The sequence below is a fragment of the Shewanella yunxiaonensis genome (assembly GCF_018223345.1).
GTDB lineage: Bacteria > Pseudomonadota > Gammaproteobacteria > Enterobacterales > Shewanellaceae > Shewanella > Shewanella yunxiaonensis.
In genome coordinates this window covers 3,535,001-3,550,703 of the sequence record NZ_CP073587.1, presented here as the reverse complement: position 1 = coordinate 3,550,703, position 15,703 = coordinate 3,535,001, and the positions used below count along the sequence as shown (strand labels likewise).

At 49.4% G+C, this 15,703-nt stretch carries 18 protein-coding genes (1 of these 18 only partly in view); 10 read left to right on the top strand and 8 right to left on the bottom strand.

The window, feature by feature from the left end:
* Positions 1 to 24 precede the first annotated feature (24 nt).
* Both rpoZ and gmk read right to left on the bottom strand, forming a co-directional pair.
* Positions 25 to 306 carry a DNA-directed RNA polymerase subunit omega gene (rpoZ, locus tag KDN34_RS16210; RefSeq protein ID WP_133040421.1) on the bottom strand — a complete coding sequence of 94 codons (282 nt, stop codon included), beginning with the start codon at positions 304 to 306 and terminating at the stop codon, positions 25 to 27.
* Between the two features lie 58 nt (positions 307 to 364).
* Positions 365 to 988, bottom strand: a complete 624-nt coding sequence (gene gmk, locus KDN34_RS16205) for a guanylate kinase (RefSeq protein ID WP_212594727.1) — start codon at positions 986 to 988, stop codon at positions 365 to 367.
* A 167-nt stretch (positions 989 to 1,155) separates the two neighbouring features.
* Here gmk and KDN34_RS16200 point away from each other — a divergent pair, with 167 nt between their 5' ends.
* The 5 genes from KDN34_RS16200 to yjjG all read left to right on the top strand — a co-directional run bounded on the left by KDN34_RS16200 (position 1,156) and on the right by yjjG (position 7,311).
* On the top strand, positions 1,156 to 2,337 hold the full coding sequence (locus KDN34_RS16200) for a hypothetical protein (RefSeq protein ID WP_212594726.1): 1,182 nt from the start codon (positions 1,156 to 1,158) through the stop codon (positions 2,335 to 2,337).
* A 10-nt stretch (positions 2,338 to 2,347) separates the two neighbouring features.
* The gene (locus KDN34_RS16195; RefSeq protein WP_228730372.1) at positions 2,348 to 3,451 is read left to right on the top strand and encodes a phosphotransferase enzyme family protein; all 1,104 of its coding nucleotides are present in this window, start codon (positions 2,348 to 2,350) and stop codon (positions 3,449 to 3,451) included.
* A gap of 74 nt (positions 3,452 to 3,525) precedes the next feature.
* Entirely contained in the window at positions 3,526 to 4,938 is a 1,413-nt protein-coding gene (locus KDN34_RS16190) for an MFS transporter (protein ID WP_212594725.1), read from the top strand.
* A 172-nt stretch (positions 4,939 to 5,110) separates the two neighbouring features.
* Entirely contained in the window at positions 5,111 to 6,508 is a 1,398-nt protein-coding gene (locus KDN34_RS16185; protein ID WP_212594724.1) for an alanine/glycine:cation symporter family protein, read from the top strand.
* Between the two features lie 104 nt (positions 6,509 to 6,612).
* Positions 6,613 to 7,311 carry a pyrimidine 5'-nucleotidase gene (gene yjjG, locus KDN34_RS16180; RefSeq protein WP_212594723.1) on the top strand — a complete coding sequence of 233 codons (699 nt, stop codon included), beginning with the start codon at positions 6,613 to 6,615 and terminating at the stop codon, positions 7,309 to 7,311.
* Between the two features lie 63 nt (positions 7,312 to 7,374).
* On the opposite strand, the gene ccmE is transcribed toward yjjG, so the two are convergent.
* The 5 genes from ccmE to ccmA are packed head-to-tail and all read right to left on the bottom strand — an operon-like array spanning position 7,375 to position 10,156.
* On the bottom strand, positions 7,375 to 7,866 hold the full coding sequence (ccmE, locus tag KDN34_RS16175; protein WP_212594722.1) for a cytochrome c maturation protein CcmE: 492 nt from the start codon (positions 7,864 to 7,866) through the stop codon (positions 7,375 to 7,377).
* Positions 7,863 to 8,072, bottom strand: coding sequence for a heme exporter protein CcmD (gene ccmD / locus KDN34_RS16170; protein ID WP_228730371.1), 210 nt, complete (start codon positions 8,070 to 8,072; stop codon positions 7,863 to 7,865). Before ccmD ends, ccmE begins: the two co-directional genes overlap by 4 nt.
* Positions 8,069 to 8,812, bottom strand: coding sequence for a heme ABC transporter permease (locus tag KDN34_RS16165; RefSeq protein ID WP_212594721.1), 744 nt, complete (start codon positions 8,810 to 8,812; stop codon positions 8,069 to 8,071). Before KDN34_RS16165 ends, ccmD begins: the two co-directional genes overlap by 4 nt.
* Position 8,813: 1 nt before the next feature.
* Entirely contained in the window at positions 8,814 to 9,500 is a 687-nt protein-coding gene (ccmB, locus tag KDN34_RS16160; RefSeq protein WP_212594720.1) for a heme exporter protein CcmB, read from the bottom strand.
* Between the two features lie 8 nt (positions 9,501 to 9,508).
* Positions 9,509 to 10,156, bottom strand: coding sequence for a cytochrome c biogenesis heme-transporting ATPase CcmA (gene ccmA / locus KDN34_RS16155; protein ID WP_212594719.1), 648 nt, complete (start codon positions 10,154 to 10,156; stop codon positions 9,509 to 9,511).
* A gap of 324 nt (positions 10,157 to 10,480) precedes the next feature.
* On the opposite strand from ccmA, the gene KDN34_RS16150 reads away from it, so the two are divergent.
* Positions 10,481 to 10,783 (top strand): c-type cytochrome, encoded by a 303-nt coding sequence (locus tag KDN34_RS16150; protein ID WP_212594718.1) that lies wholly within the window; start codon positions 10,481 to 10,483, stop codon positions 10,781 to 10,783.
* A gap of 66 nt (positions 10,784 to 10,849) precedes the next feature.
* Here the strand turns inward: KDN34_RS16150 and ccmI are convergent, their stop codons facing one another.
* Complete coding sequence (gene ccmI, locus KDN34_RS16145) at positions 10,850 to 12,139, bottom strand: c-type cytochrome biogenesis protein CcmI (protein WP_212594717.1); 1,290 nt, start codon at positions 12,137 to 12,139, stop codon at positions 10,850 to 10,852.
* Positions 12,140 to 12,595: 456 nt separating this feature from the next.
* Here ccmI and KDN34_RS16140 point away from each other — a divergent pair, with 456 nt between their 5' ends.
* The 4 genes in view from KDN34_RS16140 to KDN34_RS16125 are tightly spaced (at most 20 nt apart) and all read left to right on the top strand, a layout consistent with a single transcriptional unit that may run on beyond the window.
* A complete protein-coding gene (locus KDN34_RS16140) occupies positions 12,596 to 14,575 on the top strand; it encodes a heme lyase CcmF/NrfE family subunit (RefSeq protein ID WP_212594716.1) in 1,980 nt (659 codons plus the stop codon).
* 20 nt (positions 14,576 to 14,595) lie between these two features.
* Complete coding sequence (locus KDN34_RS16135; RefSeq protein ID WP_212594715.1) at positions 14,596 to 15,174, top strand: DsbE family thiol:disulfide interchange protein; 579 nt, start codon at positions 14,596 to 14,598, stop codon at positions 15,172 to 15,174.
* A complete protein-coding gene (nrfF, locus tag KDN34_RS16130) occupies positions 15,171 to 15,647 on the top strand; it encodes a heme lyase NrfEFG subunit NrfF (RefSeq protein WP_212594714.1) in 477 nt (158 codons plus the stop codon). Before KDN34_RS16135 ends, nrfF begins: the two co-directional genes overlap by 4 nt.
* Positions 15,644 to 15,703 carry the start of a TlpA disulfide reductase family protein gene (locus KDN34_RS16125; protein ID WP_212594713.1) on the top strand. Its footprint extends 567 nt past the window's final position, so only the first 60 of its 627 coding nucleotides appear in the window; it begins with the start codon at positions 15,644 to 15,646; its stop codon lies beyond the right edge, outside the window. Before nrfF ends, KDN34_RS16125 begins: the two co-directional genes overlap by 4 nt.

Genomic DNA, 15,703 nt, shown 5'->3' with positions numbered 1-15,703 from the left:
TGATACTCCTACTATCAAATCGCCTTACAGCGACTGGTGGCCTTCAGCAATCGCAGCCACGGCAGCAATTTCAGCTGCTTCGCGTTCACGCACACTCTGGCGCTCATCGGCTTCCAGAGTTTGAGCGTTCACCAGACCCTGTTCGATTTCGCGCAGGGCGATTACGGTTGGCTTGTCATTTTCTTCTTCCACCAGGGGATCTTTACCCTGAACGGCGATCTGACGGGCGCGACGGGCCGCAACCATAATCATGTCAAAACGGTTGCCGATCTGCTTTACGGCGTCTTCTACAGTTACGCGAGCCATGTGTTGGAACTCCAGTGTGTTCAGTGAAAAAATGACGCAAAAGTGTACACGAAGGCAGTTAATCTGCCAACAGACCTTTAAGCATATCACTGTGGGTGTTGATTTGACTAGCTTGAGTCAGCCGTTGGCTGCGGATTATTGCCCGCAGATCCCCAAGCGCCTGCTCAAATTGGTCGTTAACGATAATAAAGTCGTACTCGTTATAGTGCGACATTTCAGAAACCGCTTTCTCCATCCGGGACGCGATCACTTCTACTGAGTCCTGTCCCCGGCCTTTCAGACGCTGCTCTAGCGCTTCACGGGACGGCGGCAGAATAAAAATACCGACAGCTTCTGGCATCTGTTGCTTAATTTGCTGCGCCCCTTGCCAGTCAATGTCGAGAAAAACATCGATGCCGTCTGCCAATGCTTGTTCAATCACCCGGCGAGAGGTGCCGTAATAGTTACCAAAGACTTCGGCCCATTCCAGAAATGCGTTTTCGGTAATGAGCGTTTTAAATTCATCGACGGACACAAAGTAATAATGCTGTCCGTGAGATTCGCCAGGGCGAGGCTTGCGGGTGGTATGTGACACAGACACCTGCATGTCTTTGGGCGTATCAGCCAGCAACGCGGCAATCAGTGAGGATTTCCCTGCACCACTGGGGGCCGATACAATAAAAAGATTTCCACGGGCACTCATAATTTATATCCGGATAGCGTCTTTTGTGGGTGATTGACGGAAAAATAGGGGCGACATTATAAGACTGTGGTGAAAGGCTTACCAGTGCCACTGACATTTGAGTGTAAATTCGTTAGTCTGTCATCACATTATTGTAGTGCAGCAACCGGGCTATAAAAGAGGACATCGTGCTGTTTAAATCGCTTATCTGTCTCCGCGGATGTGACCTTGGCTGGCGACATCTTCTTATCAGTGGGGCAGCTTATTTATCGTTGATGTTGCTATGGTTACTTTTCGGTAGCCGTTACTTTATCTGGTTGCCAGGAATGCTGTTATTGCTGTTGGTTCTGGCGACTTCTGTGCGGCGCATGCGCGATGCCGGCAGGCCTTTATTGATAGCGGCGGTGGCGATTTTACCCTGGTTACTCGTGCTGGCGGCGCTGTCGACTGAAGGTGTCGATATTTATTTCAACATTGGTTTAGGCCTTGCGGTATTACTGCATTTGGGCTTGGCATTTATTCCCGCCGTGGCCGGTTCGGGCGCAATAAATCGGCGTGAGTATCTGCAAGGATATGCTGGGCCCGTTGATCTATCGCCTAAAACCCCGGGAAGGCGAGTCGAGCCGACCATCGGCGCAACTGCTGCTGTGGCAACCGTGACCACAACCACAATAACGGAACCCTATGGACAAACGTTTCAGACCCATGATGATGTCGCCCTGGAACCTCAGATAGTTAATGAGGCTGTCGCTGCTGATACCAATATGCCAGAGGATTCATTATGGCAGGAACCTTCGCCCCCCGGCTCGTTATCGGCAATGCTGTCGGGTTGGCAACAAATAGCCCGTGATTTAATGCAACAAGCCTGGCAGTACCGCAAGGCGCTCAGCGCATTTGCGGCCGTGCTGGTTTGTATAACGATGGCGCTGGTGTGGTGGTTCAGTCCATCTCCTACGCCGAAGGTGGATGCTCCGCTCCAAGCCATGGATACAGCACAGCCAAGTGTCAAGCGGCAGACGGTGAAACTGCCGGATCATTTCAGCTTGTCACTGGAGCAGGATAATTTATATCTCTCCTGGCTGGGTGACACGCTTAAACCAGGCGTTATTTGGGACTTGGCATCCGCGACAGGCGACCAACGCTGCGCCGCATTGCAGTTTAATGATGGCAGCCAGTTTCGACCGCTTAAGGTGAGTATTATTAATGGCAACGGTTTAGTGGAAGCCGCTTTTAGTCCACTGGATACTAAAGCGTTGATCAACGATATCGCAATGCGCGGTAGTATTAAACTTTGCGGCTATGATTTTAGCCTCAAAGGCAGTCAGGCAGCGCTGCAAGCAGACAATGCCTTTAGCCAGTATCTGAAATAAGGAATCGGACTTGTCACCCGCAGCAAATATCAAAACTGATAGGCTGATCCGTGAGGCGGTGTTACCCCACTATTTTGACGAAAAGGCGATCTCACCGCTTGTCATAACGCCACTGGGCAATGGCCATATCAATGGAACTTGGTTAGTCGATGATGGCGGCTCAGCACTGGTGTTGCAGTGCATTAACACGATTGTTTTTCCTCAACCGTGGCAGCTGATAGCCAATTCCACTGTTATTGCGCAGCATTTGGCGGATAAACATGATCAGGGCAGTTATCCACTCACTTATACCCGGCCATTGCCCACCCGCGACAATCATTTAGCGGTGGATTTGGGGGAACAGGGCTTCTGGCGCGCGATCAGCTATATCCCGGATAGTTGCAGCATTGAACAGCTGACAAATGTCACCCAAGCGGAACAGCTCGCGCAAGCCTTTGGGCAGTTTGTCGGCGCACTTGCAGACATTGATGCTCACCAGTTGGCGGAGGTGATCCCCGGCTTTAGATCGCTCGCGGGACGATTACAGGCGTTACAGCAAGCCGCCACGGCTGATCGGTTGCAGCGTTTACGCAGTTGCCATAACTGGTATGAATTGGCGTTGTCGCAACAGTCGTTGCTCAAGGAGTTAGCCGACATTGAGCCACTATTGCCCCTGCGTGTTTGTCATAATGACACTAAAATCAATAACTTGCTTTTTTCGCAAGGGCTGCAGTTGCCGGTGGCGGTAGTTGACCTGGATACCTGTATGCCGGGCTACTTGATGTATGACTTTGGCGATATGGTGCGCAGCTGTTGTGCTGCGGTGGCTGAAGACAACACGGCGTTGGCGTCGGTACAGGTGTTGCCAGACTACTTCGCGGCGCTTACGCGAGGCTGGCAACGCGCGCTCGGACAGATCATGACCGCTGCTGAACGTGAGAGCTTATGGTTAGGCGTGCGGGTGGTGACCCTGATGCTCGCGGTAAGATTCCTGACGGACTATCTGGATGGCGATAATTATTTTCGGGTCGAGCATCCACAGCACAATTTGCAGCGGGCCGCGAATCAGTTCACCCTCTATCAACGACTGTTGGCGCAGGAATCAGAACTAATTGCCTCCCTGAGCAATTTATAATCTGGTATTGCTATTTCGCTTACTCCATAATCGCTCAATAATGCAACTATCCGCAGCACAAGGATATTGTGACTATGGCCGTCACCTCGTCGGCAGCCACGTCTCAAGTTAAGCGGGACCCCCGCAATAGCTGGTTACGGCTGACACTTAAACGTTCGCAACAGGAAGCGTTGGCCTCATCAGCCATGACGGCGACCAGTGACAATTTTTTTAACGCGTTTGCCATCTCTTTAGGTGCCAGCTTGTCGCAGATGGGCTGGGTTACTGGGCTGCCACAGCTGTTTGGTGCCATCAGCCAATTGTTATCAGTATGGCTCGCCAGCCACTTCCCACGTCGTCACTTTATTGTGTTTTGTGCAGCGCTGCAGGCGGTGGGGGTGTTAGCCATGGGCTTATTGGCCGCCCTCGCTGGTGAGCATGCTGTCTGGTTATTTATCCTGCTGGCAATGTTGTACCAGGGCTTTCTTAATCTTATTCAGCCCCATTGGCGGGCCTGGATGGGGGCAATTGTACCCGCCAGACGCCGTGGCACCTTTTTCGCGGCGCGCACCCGCTTAACCCAGATAGCGTCACTAACCGTTTTCCTGCTTGGCGGGACGGTGCTGAATTTGACGGATTCCTTCAGCATGGCCTGGCTGGGATTTTCGTTATTATTTGCCGCCGTTGCCTTAGGACGTTTCGTGTCTGCCTGGCTACTGTGGAAAATGCACGACCCAGAACCTACCATTCCGCATACTCCGGGACTGTTTATACAGACACTGCATCAATTCAGAGAAGCCTGGAAAGACAAGGTATTTCGGCAATACAGTCTGTTTGTGGCTGGAATGCAGTCGATGGTGGCCATTTCGGCACCATTTTTTGCGGTGTACATGCTGGAAACATTGCACTTTAACTATTTGCAGTTTGTGATGAGCAGTGTCGCCTCAATTTTAACCCAGTTTATCACCCTGAGATTTTGGGGGCGTTTCAGCGATCTCTATGGTAACCGGTTGGTGATGATCATTACGTCATGCATGATCCCCACATTGCCGTTGGTGTGGTTATTCTCTGATAACTTCTATTACATTTTGCTGATCCAGGCTTATTCGGGTATCTCCTGGAGTGGCTTTACATTAAGTACGGCCAACTATCTCTATGATATCCGTCCATTTCGTTCCGACTTTGCTTGCTACGCCGCATTACAGGCGGCACTGAGTGCCGGATTGGTTTTTGTGGGGGCGCTGTGTGGTGGTGTGGTTGCCAGTCACGCTGCTGATTTCCTGACTTGGAGCGGTTGGCAACTCGCCAGCCCTATATTTGTAGTGTTTTTGGTGTCTACCGTGTTACGTGCGTTAGTGGCCTTATGGTTTATTCCGCGCTCAGTGGAGCCCAAAGTGCGCCCACGTCCCCAACTGCTGCAACTGGTGTTCCGCATCCGAGGCTTTAATGCTATCTCTGGGGTAGCGTTGGATTGGCTGACGGTAGCGAAACGACGGCGCGATGAGTAGCGGTTGAGGTGCCATCGATGGTCCTCGGTATTTTTTGAATGATCCTAATTGGTTTCGCTTTTTAAACTTTATTTATGCAATTCTACTGAATAAAAATAAGATATTCAGCCGCAATTCTTGATTAAGTAAGCCAGCTTGGTACGCTAGACAAAATTCACCTGGAGTTAACAATATGACTTTTGCTGAGGCGACCTCTGCCTTTGCTAACTATGCATGGGGCCCCCATATGCTGTTTTTGCTGGTGGGCGGCGGTCTGTTTTTCTTGTTGTATTCCGGCTTTGTACCATTTCGTTATTTGAAACACGCGATTGATATCGTCCGTGGCAAATATAATGAGCCTAATGCTGATGGCTACATCTCTCATGCTGGGGCATTGTCCAGTGCGATGGCTGGAACTGTCGGGATGGGCAATATTGGCGGTGTGGCCTTAGCCATCGCTGCGGGGGGCCCGGGCGCAATTTTCTGGATGTGGGTCAGTGCACTCGTCGGGATGGCGACCAAGTTTTTTACCTGCACCTTGGCGATTATGTATCGTGGTAAAGACGATACCGGCCATGTTCAGGGCGGCCCTATGTACATTGTGACGCAAGGTCTGGGCGCAAAATGGAAGCCGCTGGCGATTTTCTTCGCAGTGGTAGGGCTGGTGGGGAATGCACCGTTATTCAACGGTAATCAGCTGGTGCAAATCCTCAAGGAGCAGCTGTTTCAGGTGCATGACAGTACTACCACTAGCGGCGCGCAGTTTTGGCTGGAGCTGGGTATTGGGATCTGTGTCATGCTGCTGGTCGCTAGTGTGGTATTGGGAGGCATCACCCGTATTGCAGCAGTCGCGACCCGCTTAGTGCCGACCATGATTTTGCTTTATGTCGGATGTGCGCTGTTTGTACTCATCAGTCACCTCGGGGAAATCCCGCACTATTTTGCGATGATTATTGAAGATGCATTTTCGGTCAATTCGATCGCGGGCGGGTTACTCGGTACCATGCTGATCGGGGTAAAACGCGCGGCATTTTCCAATGAAGCGGGTATCGGAACTGAAGTGATGGCTCACGGCAGCGCCAGAACCGCTGACCCGATTAAAGAGGGGCTGGTGGCAATGTTGGGTCCGGCGATTGATACCTTACTGGTGTGTACTGCAACGGCGCTAATCATTCTTATTTCTGGTGTCTGGCAATATAGCGGCATGGACGGCATTAGTTTATCCAGTGCTGCATTCGCCACCACCATCCCTGGAATTGGTCCTTACCTGTTGATGTTGTGCGTGTTCTTTTTCTCTATCACCACTATTATCACTCAAGCGTTTTACGGCAGTCAGTGCTTCCGCTTTTTGTTTGGCAGCCGTTATGTGAATTTATACCTGTATCTGTTTCTGGGAGCCATTTTGTTCGCAGCGACTACCAGTCTCGATAACGTGGTCAATATCATTGATGGGTGTTATGCATTGATGGCAATCCCCACCATGTTGTCAGCCATCCTGTTAGCGCCACGGGTTAAGGCGGCGGCACGAGACTATTTTGCACGGCTTGCGGGGTCTAAAGAGGCTGAGACTGAGATTGAAGTTGAAAGTTGATAACGCGCAGACGTTGGCAATTAGTGGCCTATATTGCGACTTCTGCCTTTGGCGGCATAAGATCAGCAACGCTTTATGGAGTTCATTGTTGCTGTGGAGAAACTATGTCTAGCCCTAAGCACCCGGATTATGATTGGGTATTGTTTGATGCCGATGACACGCTGTTCAATTTTGATGCGCCGCGCGGGCTACGACTGATGTTTTCCCAATATGGCGTGGATTTTGGTCCGGCGGAATTTGCCGATTATTCTGCCGCGAATATTCCGTTGTGGCAGGCTTATCAAGCACGGCAAATCGATGCGGAAACATTGCAGCGCCAGCGCTTTGCCTGTTGGGGACAACGGCTTGGTGTTGCGCCGCTGCTGTTAAACCAGCAGTATCTGCTGGCGATGGCAGAAATCTGTGAAATGTTGCCGGGTGCGGCAGAGCTGCTTGCTTGCCTGCGCGGTCATGCAAAGCTGGGCATTATCACCAATGGTTTTTCAGCGTTGCAACGGATTCGTCTGGAAAAAGTCGGGCTCACAGAGTTGATCGATGTGTTGGTGATTTCTGAAGAAGTGGGCGCTCCCAAGCCGGAAAAGGCTATTTTCGAGCACGCATTGGCGCAGATGGATAATCCGCAACGAAGCCGAGTGCTGATGGTGGGGGATAATCCCCATACGGATGTGCTTGGCGGTCTTAATGCTGGCTTACATACTTGCTGGCTCAATAGTCTGGGCGCTCCGAGACCTGAAGGAATAATCCCTCATTTTGAGGTCAATTCGTTGCCTGAGTTGCAACAACTGCTGTGTCTGGCAGCGTAAAGTCCAGATTTAAGACAACAAAAAAGCGCCAGTTAGGCGCTTTTTTAATGATAACGTTAGCCGTTATTTACTACCACCAGACATCTGCTCTGCAGTGTATTCCATCTTCTGATGGTTTTTACCCATTGCTGCCGCAACTTCTGGTGGCATGTAGTTTTCGTCGTGCTTTGCCAGCACTTCAGTCGCTTCCAGTTTTCCTGGAGCAACTAACACACCTTGCGCGACTACACCCTGGCCTTCACGGAACAGATCTGGCAGCAGGTCATCATACGTCACTGTTACCTGTCCGCCATTGGCATCATGTACTGCAAAACTGACATTAAGGCTTTGAGGATCCCGGACGACTGAACCTTCAGTCACCATGCCACCGATGCGGATACGATCACCAATTTCTGGTCTGACACCGGTGTCTACTTTCCCGTTGAGAATTTCAGACGGAGTGTAGAACAGGTTGAGGTTAGAATTCAGCGCATACAACAGCAATGAGGCTACTGCTGCTACACCGCCCACCAGCGCACTGGCCAGTACTAATCTTTTTTTGCGTCTTGAGTTCACTGTCTGTTACTCCGATGTTGCGCCAGGCGTTCTTCACGCTTGACCTTTGCTGCAATCTCTTTCAATACTCGATTTTTACGAGTAAGACAAAAACCAATCAATATGGCTAACGCGCCATAAGCGACACCATAAGCCAACCACACATAGAAGGCATAACCGCCCATGTGGATAAATTCTGTTACTGAATGGAATTGTGCTTGCATCATTTGACTCCTTCAGCTTGTGCCAGTTCCCGAACCCAAGGGCGCATACCGTTGCGTGCGAGGATTTCTGCGCGGAAGCGAATCAGACTCAGTGCGCCGATCATAACACCAAAGCCTAAGATGTTGATGACCAATGGCACCAGCATATCAGGTGGCATAGCGGTTTTGCCGGTCATCTTGATCGAACCTTGATGCAAAGAATTCCACCAATCCACGGAATACTTAATTATAGGAATATTAATTACACCTACGATGGCTAAAATGCCAGCAGCACGTGCGGCTAATACTTTATCTTCGAACGAAGCGTAGAGCGAGATCACACCTAGATACAGGAACAGCAGCACTAGCTCTGAAGTCAGACGTGCATCCCATACCCACCAGGTGCCCCACATCGGCTTGCCCCAAGTTGAACCAGTGATCAGCGCAATAAACGTGATGACCGCACCAACTGGTGCAATGGATGCCGCCATCCAGTCAGCCAGTTTGATTTGCCAAACTAGGCCAACAAACGCCGCAATTGCCATACCGATATAGGCACTCATAGACATTGAGGCGGCAGGCACATGCACAAAGATAATGCGGTAACTGTCACCCTGTTGATAGTCAGTAGGTGAAAAGACCATGCCCCAGATAGTGCCTGTCAGTAGCATCAGGGTCGCAAGAATCGATAACCAGGGAATAAATTTCCCGGCCAATTGGTATGCCCTCTGGGGCTCAGCGTAAGGATGTAACCATTTCCACATATCAGTTTGTACTCACACGTAATGAGGCGCCGATGGCAAATGGCGCCAGAACCAGGGAACCGACCAGCAATGCGGCAATAATTGCCAGCTGACCGTCATAGGGTTGTTTAGTTGCGGCAAACTCGATTGCGCCTGTCGCGAAAATCAGTACTGGGATGTATAACGGTAAAATTAACAAACTTAACAAAACCCCGCCTTTACGCAGTCCCACCGTCAGCGCTACACCAATCGCACCAAGTAAACTCAGCACGGGGGTTCCCAGAAGTAACGTCTCGATAAGTGCGGGGTAGGCACTCGCATCCATATGTAATAGCACTGCCAGCAGTGGGGCCACAATAATCAATGGCACACCAGTCAGCAACCAGTGGGCCAATACTTTAGACAGCACCAATAGCTGCAGTGGCTGCGGGCTTAACAACATCTGCTCAAGACTACCATCTGCGAAATCAGCCTTGAACAGTCGTTCCAGTGACAACATAGATGCCAATAACGCAGCAACCCAGATAATTCCTGGGGCTACCCGACTGAGAATTTTGGCTTCAGAGCCGATACCTAATGGAAACAGGGTAACGACGATGATGAAAAACAACAGCGGATTGAAAATGTCGCCACGATGACGCACGGCAATCTTCAGATCGCGTTGGAGCAGGGTAAAAAATGCTTGGGTATAACTGATTCCTCTGTTCATTTCATTCCCTATACAAAGCGATAATCCAAACGAATTTTACGTAATCTGTCGTCGGAGATAATGCCCATATCCTGGTGTGTTGTGAGGATCACGCTGCCACCATTATTGGCGTGAGCGATAAATAACTCCTCAAGTTCGGCAACCCCTTTCTTGTCAATAGCGGTGAAAGGTTCGTCCAGAATCCAGATTTTGCAGGCAGTGTGCCATAGACGAGCAAGCGCAGTGCGGCGATGTTGTCCGGCGGACAGGTGACCTGCCAAGGCATCTTCGAACCCAGTGAGGTTAACCTTTGCCAGTATTGCTCTTGAATCGACCTGAGCGTAGCCATTGATCCTTAAGTTGAAGTTAAGGTTTTCTTCGGCGGTCAGCTCGCTTTTGACACCGGCAAGATGTCCCAAATACAGGAGATCTTCGTTAAATTCGTCACGACAACGGACAATCGGTTCTCCCTGAAACAGCACATCACCGCCATAAGGACGGGACAGGCCGGCAAGGATCCGTAGCAGGCTAGTTTTTCCTGCGCCGTTGGGGCCTTCAATCTGAACAATATCGCCACTGTTGATCTCAAAGCTGAGGTCATCAAACAGAATCCGTTCTTCACGGATGCAAGTGAGGTGGCTTGCCGACAGTAATGCTGGGTTGGTTTGTGCTGTCACTTAGCCCTCGATAAACATGCACTTCTAGAACTGCAAAGATCCTAACATAAAGCTACAAATGGGTTTACAACTGCTTTTGACTAAGTGTCAGCAATTTGATGCGCTTCCAATAAAAAGGATCTTTTGGGAACTTTTTCATAAGTGGATAATATATTAGTGATTTACAAAACTTTATCTGTTAAGCAATTTTAAGATGAGAGTTAGGTCACAAAAAGATGTGTTTAAGCACACTTTGATGTAGGCTGATGCGGTGTTGAATAACAAGTCTATCGTATTACTAAGGTAGCTATTTTCTCATAAGTCATTGCTTTAGGAACGAAGTGTATGAAAAAGATATATACCCTTGCCGCGATTGCCACGCTGGCGTTTGCAGCGAATGCCTCTGCTCAAGACGAAGGTGAAGCGGTTTACAACAAGTCTTGCATGTTTTGTCATGCCAGTGGCGTCGGTGGTGCACCTCGTGCGCATCAGGATGCGGCCTGGAAATCGTTGATGGATAAGGGCATGGATGCGCTGTTGAAGAGTGTTAAGGACGGTAAGGGCAACATGCCAGCAGGCGGGATGTGCAGCAGTTGTTCTGATGACGAATTCAAAAAAGCCATTGCATTTATGGCGCAGAAAAAGTAACTAAATTCGAGTCCGAGTAATAAAAAACCGGCAATGAATGCCGGTTTTTTTATTAAATGACATCAGTTATTTGACTTCGGTATCCAGGACTAAGTTGCCTTCGCCGCCGACATCCACACTGGCAACACTCCCTTTCAGATCACCTGGTTCTGGCTTGACGTTACCATGCTTGGACAATACCGCAATAATTTCAACCGCTTTAGTGGTACTCAACTTAACGCTGCTGCCCATGCTAGTAGAATCATCTAAGGTAACGGTGACAGGTAGCGCCTTGGCACTGACTTTGGTCGCTGCGACTGGCACGCTAGGGCCTTCAGTTGGACGGGCAAAAATAAACACAGTGTCTGTATCACTGATTTTGCCTGCCAATGCTGGCGCTACTGATACTTTCACAGTGACAGTCCCGGCGGTTGGCTGCTGAGTCGCATCGGCCGCAGAAGCTTCTCCCTGCTTCAACTTATTGTGAGTCGCATCATCGGGCATTGGGCCAGTATTGCCTTGCAGACGCATTTTGGCAGTATTCACTGCGTCAATGAGCGCGGCACGGTCGACGTCGTTACGGTCACTGTCGAGAATTGTCTGCCAGCTGTCGATGGCTTTCTGATAATCGGCGGTGTAAAACGCATTCATCCCGACCAGTAACAGGGTTGAAGGATCTTTAGGATCCATTTTCAACGCTTGATCAATTAATGATTGCACAATCGGGATCATGCGTTGACCGGCTTTATAGTAAAGTGCTGTTGCTTTAGGACCGAGCAGTTCAGCATGTACCCCGACCAGATCCATCACCTTGTCAAAGGCTTGTACTGCTTTGTCAAATTCACCGGCAGAGATATAGGCGTGTCCCAGACTAAACCAAGCCTGACTGTTATCGGGTTCTTTGGCGACCGCGGTTTCCAACATATTTACCCGTTTCGCCATCAATTGTTCAGGTGTCATCCCCGCATGTGGATTGGCAGGATCGGCTGCAGTCGCTTCCACTTCCTGATAGGCACCTAAGTGATAATAGGCGTAACCGGCTAATGCCAGCACTGCCACCGACATCAGGCTCGGCCACAGCAGACCGCGAGGCTTGTTAGATACCGCGAGTGTTTCATCTTTAGCCTGCTTCATATCCTGCAGCAGACTGATTTCGAGTTCTTTCTTCAACGATTCAAATTCTTGGTCATCCAAGATACCTTCACTGTGTTCTTTTTCCAGCGAGGTCAGACGTTCGTTGAACAGTTCTAAGTTAGTTTTTTTGCGTACTTCAGTTTCCCCGGCTTCCAGCAATTTTTTCTGGCGGAAATGCGGGACCCAGATCAGCGCAAGACTGATCAGCACAACGATTGCGATGAAAATCCAGAATGTGGTCATTATTATGTTTCACTTTGGTTGGAGATAAAGCGGAAAGTCGCCTACCGCAAGCCTTGAGCGCAAATTATACGTAAAGATGATTCATTGAACAGTAATATAACCATAACGTTATGAGTTAATCACGATAGTTGGGCACTGGTTCACAGATCCTCATCTCTGGTAAAAAAGTGATGAAACTTATGTGAAGAACATGGGTCACAGCAAAGAGTCATGCCAGATATATGAAGAAAATCCGGGCGTTGCCGCAGAATGAGAGCCGTCACCCAGATTTAGCGCAAAGTGGCAGACAGGAACAAAAGCAAATACTAAAATGAGCTAAAGCTCAATTAAGATACTCTAGTTAATAAAGCTTTATTTTTGATATTAATCATTGGCTTAGGATCTATGAGTTCTTAAGTTGTGTATGGTAGTTATTCCTATCAGGAATGATGCGGAACGTAAAACCGAGGAAAAACCATGATTCCAGAACTTGGACATCTCTCAATGATCATCGGGTTAGCATTCGCTGTATTGCTCGCCACGGTGCCTTTGATAGGTGTTGCCCGAAAAGACCAGTACCTGGTGCGCTACGCCTGGCCGCTCAGCTACGGTATGACCTTATTTATTCTTCTCGCTGTTGTTTCTCTTGCATACAGCTTCGCAGTGGATGATTTCTCAGTTGCTTATGTGGCACATCATTCCAACTCCGAATTGCCAATCTTCTTTAAGATTGCCGCAGTCTGGGGTGGTCATGAAGGGTCATTGCTGTTCTGGGTATTCGCCTTGTCCATTTGGACCTCTTCAGTTGCTTTATTTAGTAAAGGACTAGAAGAAGTATTTACTGCGCGAGTATTGGCAATTCTGGCGGTGATCGTGATTGGTTTCAGCTTATTTATGTTGCTGACATCCAGTCCGTTTGAGCGCTTGTCGCCAGCACCAATGGAAGGTCGTGACCTGAACCCCATGTTGCAGGATGTGGGACTGATTTTCCATCCGCCAATGTTGTACTTGGGTTATGTAGGCTTCTCGGTCAGCTTCGCGTTTGCGATCGCGGCTTTACTGAGTGGCCGGCTTGACTCTGCATGGGCTCGCTGGACTCGGCCTTGGACAATGGCAGCTTGGATCTTCCTGACTGGCGGTATCGCTCTGGGTTCCTGGTGGGCATATTACGAGTTGGGCTGGGGTGGCTGGTGGTTCTGGGACCCAGTAGAAAACGCTTCCTTTATGCCTTGGTTGGTAGGAACTGCGTTGTTGCACTCTCTCATCGTGACTGAAAAGCGCGGTGCGTTCCGTAACTGGACGGTACTGTTATCTATCTTTGCATTCTCGCTGAGTTTGCTGGGTACCTTCATCGTACGTTCCGGTGTGCTGACCTCCGTTCATTCATTTGCTGCTGACCCAAGCCGCGGTATGTTTATTTTGCTGCTGTTGGGCCTGACAATTGGTGGTTCGCTGACACTGTTCGCGTTCCGTGCTAGTGAAATGAGCAGCCCTGCTCGATTTGAGCTGCTGTCTAAAGAAACCATGTTGTTAGTATGTAACGTGCTGCTGACCGTCGCCGCGGGCACCGTGCTGCTGGGTACTTTATACCCACTGCTGATTGATGCGTTGCACATGGGTAAAATTTCAGTTGGACCTCCATACTTCAACGCCGTATTTGTGCCACTGGCAATTGCGTTGTTTGCCTTTATGGGGATTGGCCCTATCATCCGCTGGAAGAAAGCCAAGCCGGGTGAACTCAAGCGCCAGTTACTGATCCCTGCGCTGGTTTCTCTGGTGTTTGGTGTGGTCATGCCTTTTGTCATTGATGGTAAATTCAATGCTTGGGTGATGTTTGGCCTTGGCATGGCCTTATGGGTACTGCTGTCAACATTGCGTGTTGCCTATAACATCGTGAAACCTAACGATGGCGAACTGAGTCTGGCACGTATGGGCCGCAGCCAATTAGGGATGATTATTGCCCATATTGGTATTGCCGTATCGGTTGTGGGCGCCACTATGGTGTCTAACTATGCTCAAGAGAAAAGTGTCCGCATGGGACCTGGCGTAAGTCAGGAACTGGCGGGATATACCTTCCATTATCTGGAAACTAAAGATGTGGTAGGTCCTAACTACACTGCTAAGCAGGGGCAAGTTCGGGTCACTAAAGATGGTAAAGAAGTGGCATTCCTGAAACCCGACCGTCGTATTTATAATGTTCGCACTATGGATATGACTGAAGCGGGTATTGATTGGGGTTTCTTCCGCGATCTTTATATCACCATGGGTGACCCTATCAGCAAGACTGAATTTGCCGTGCGTCTGAACTACAAGCCATTTGTACGTTGGTTGTGGTTCGGTGGTGTGTTTATGATGATTGGCGGTCTGTTTGCAGCGTCTGATAAGCGCTATCGTGCTAAACAGAAAGCCGTTGAACCTATTGAAAGTGATAAGAAGGCCAGTCTGGCATCTGCCTGAGTGAGATAGAAAGGTTGAATATGAAGAAGTTGCTACTTTTTATTCCGCTGGTGTTATTCCTGGTAATGGGCGTGTTCCTGTATCGGGGGTTATACCTGAATCCTCAGCAGTTGGATTCAGCGCTGGAAGGCAAAGCGGTACCGGATTTCAACTTATCTAAGTTGGAAGACCCAAAGGTCATGATCACCAATCATGACCTGAAAGGTCAGGTTTACATCATGAACGTCTGGGCGACATGGTGTCCTAGCTGTAAGTATGAACATCCTTATCTGGTTCATCTGTCACGTCAGAACATCGTGCCTATCTACGGTATCAACTATCGTGATCAGCGCGGTCTTGCGGTTGAAGAGCTGAATCGGGAAGGCGATCCCTACACGATGAATATCTTTGATCCCGACGGCAAACTCGGGTTAGATCTTGGTGTGTACGGCGCACCGGAAAGCTTTATTGTCGATCATAACGGGATCATCCGCTTCCGTTATGCCGGCCCGGTGGACATGCGGGTATGGAATGAAACCATTTACCCAATTGTTAAGAAGCTCCAACAGGAAGCGACTACCGCTCAACAGGAAACCACTAAAGAAGGAAAAGCGTCATGAAAGCTTTGCTGAAGGTCTTTGTTAGTGCGTTGTTGGCATTCGGCGTCGCTTACCAGGTATCGGCTACACCGGTCGATACCTACCAATTTAAAAACGAAGCCAATCAGGAACACGCCATGAAGTTGGCTCGCAGTCTTCGCTGCCCGCAGTGTCAGAATCAGGATATTGTGGATTCGAACTCTCCGGTAGCGCGAGATTTGCGTATGGAAGTCTACAAAATGGTGGATGCTGGCAAGAGTGACAGTGAAATCATTGAGTTTATGACCAGTCGCTATGGTGAGTTTGTGTTGTATAAGCCGCGTTTGGAAACCAAAACTTATATTCTGTGGTTAGGTCCCGTGGCACTGTTGTTGTTCGGTGGTTTAATCGGATTTTTATTTATTCGCAAGCAACGTCATAACAACGCAAAATCGCAGGAACTCTCTGCGGAAGATCAACAGCAACTTGCTGAATTACTCAAACAGCAAAAATGAAACGGTTGCCTTCAGCACTATTGGTAGGATTGCTGCTGCTCGCCTTTGGCAGCAGT

What these genes read in the sequence shown, in the direction of transcription:
- ccmD (WP_228730371.1), bottom strand. Translation starts at nt 8,072, where the DNA reads ATGATGCAAGCACAATTCCATTCAGTAACAGAATTTATCCACATGGGC.
- gmk (WP_212594727.1), bottom strand. Translation starts at nt 988, where the DNA reads ATGAGTGCCCGTGGAAATCTTTTTATTGTATCGGCCCCCAGTGGTGCA.
- KDN34_RS16165 (WP_212594721.1), bottom strand. Translation starts at nt 8,812, where the DNA reads ATGTGGAAATGGTTACATCCTTACGCTGAGCCCCAGAGGGCATACCAA.
- KDN34_RS16185 (WP_212594724.1), top strand. Translation starts at nt 5,111, where the DNA reads ATGACTTTTGCTGAGGCGACCTCTGCCTTTGCTAACTATGCATGGGGC.
- yjjG (WP_212594723.1), top strand. Translation starts at nt 6,613, where the DNA reads ATGTCTAGCCCTAAGCACCCGGATTATGATTGGGTATTGTTTGATGCC.
- KDN34_RS16190 (WP_212594725.1), top strand. Translation starts at nt 3,526, where the DNA reads ATGGCCGTCACCTCGTCGGCAGCCACGTCTCAAGTTAAGCGGGACCCC.
- KDN34_RS16150 (WP_212594718.1), top strand. Translation starts at nt 10,481, where the DNA reads ATGAAAAAGATATATACCCTTGCCGCGATTGCCACGCTGGCGTTTGCA.
- ccmB (WP_212594720.1), bottom strand. Translation starts at nt 9,500, where the DNA reads ATGAACAGAGGAATCAGTTATACCCAAGCATTTTTTACCCTGCTCCAA.
- nrfF (WP_212594714.1), top strand. Translation starts at nt 15,171, where the DNA reads ATGAAAGCTTTGCTGAAGGTCTTTGTTAGTGCGTTGTTGGCATTCGGC.
- rpoZ (WP_133040421.1), bottom strand. Translation starts at nt 306, where the DNA reads ATGGCTCGCGTAACTGTAGAAGACGCCGTAAAGCAGATCGGCAACCGT.
- KDN34_RS16140 (WP_212594716.1), top strand. Translation starts at nt 12,596, where the DNA reads ATGATTCCAGAACTTGGACATCTCTCAATGATCATCGGGTTAGCATTC.
- ccmI (WP_212594717.1), bottom strand. Translation starts at nt 12,139, where the DNA reads ATGACCACATTCTGGATTTTCATCGCAATCGTTGTGCTGATCAGTCTT.
- KDN34_RS16135 (WP_212594715.1), top strand. Translation starts at nt 14,596, where the DNA reads ATGAAGAAGTTGCTACTTTTTATTCCGCTGGTGTTATTCCTGGTAATG.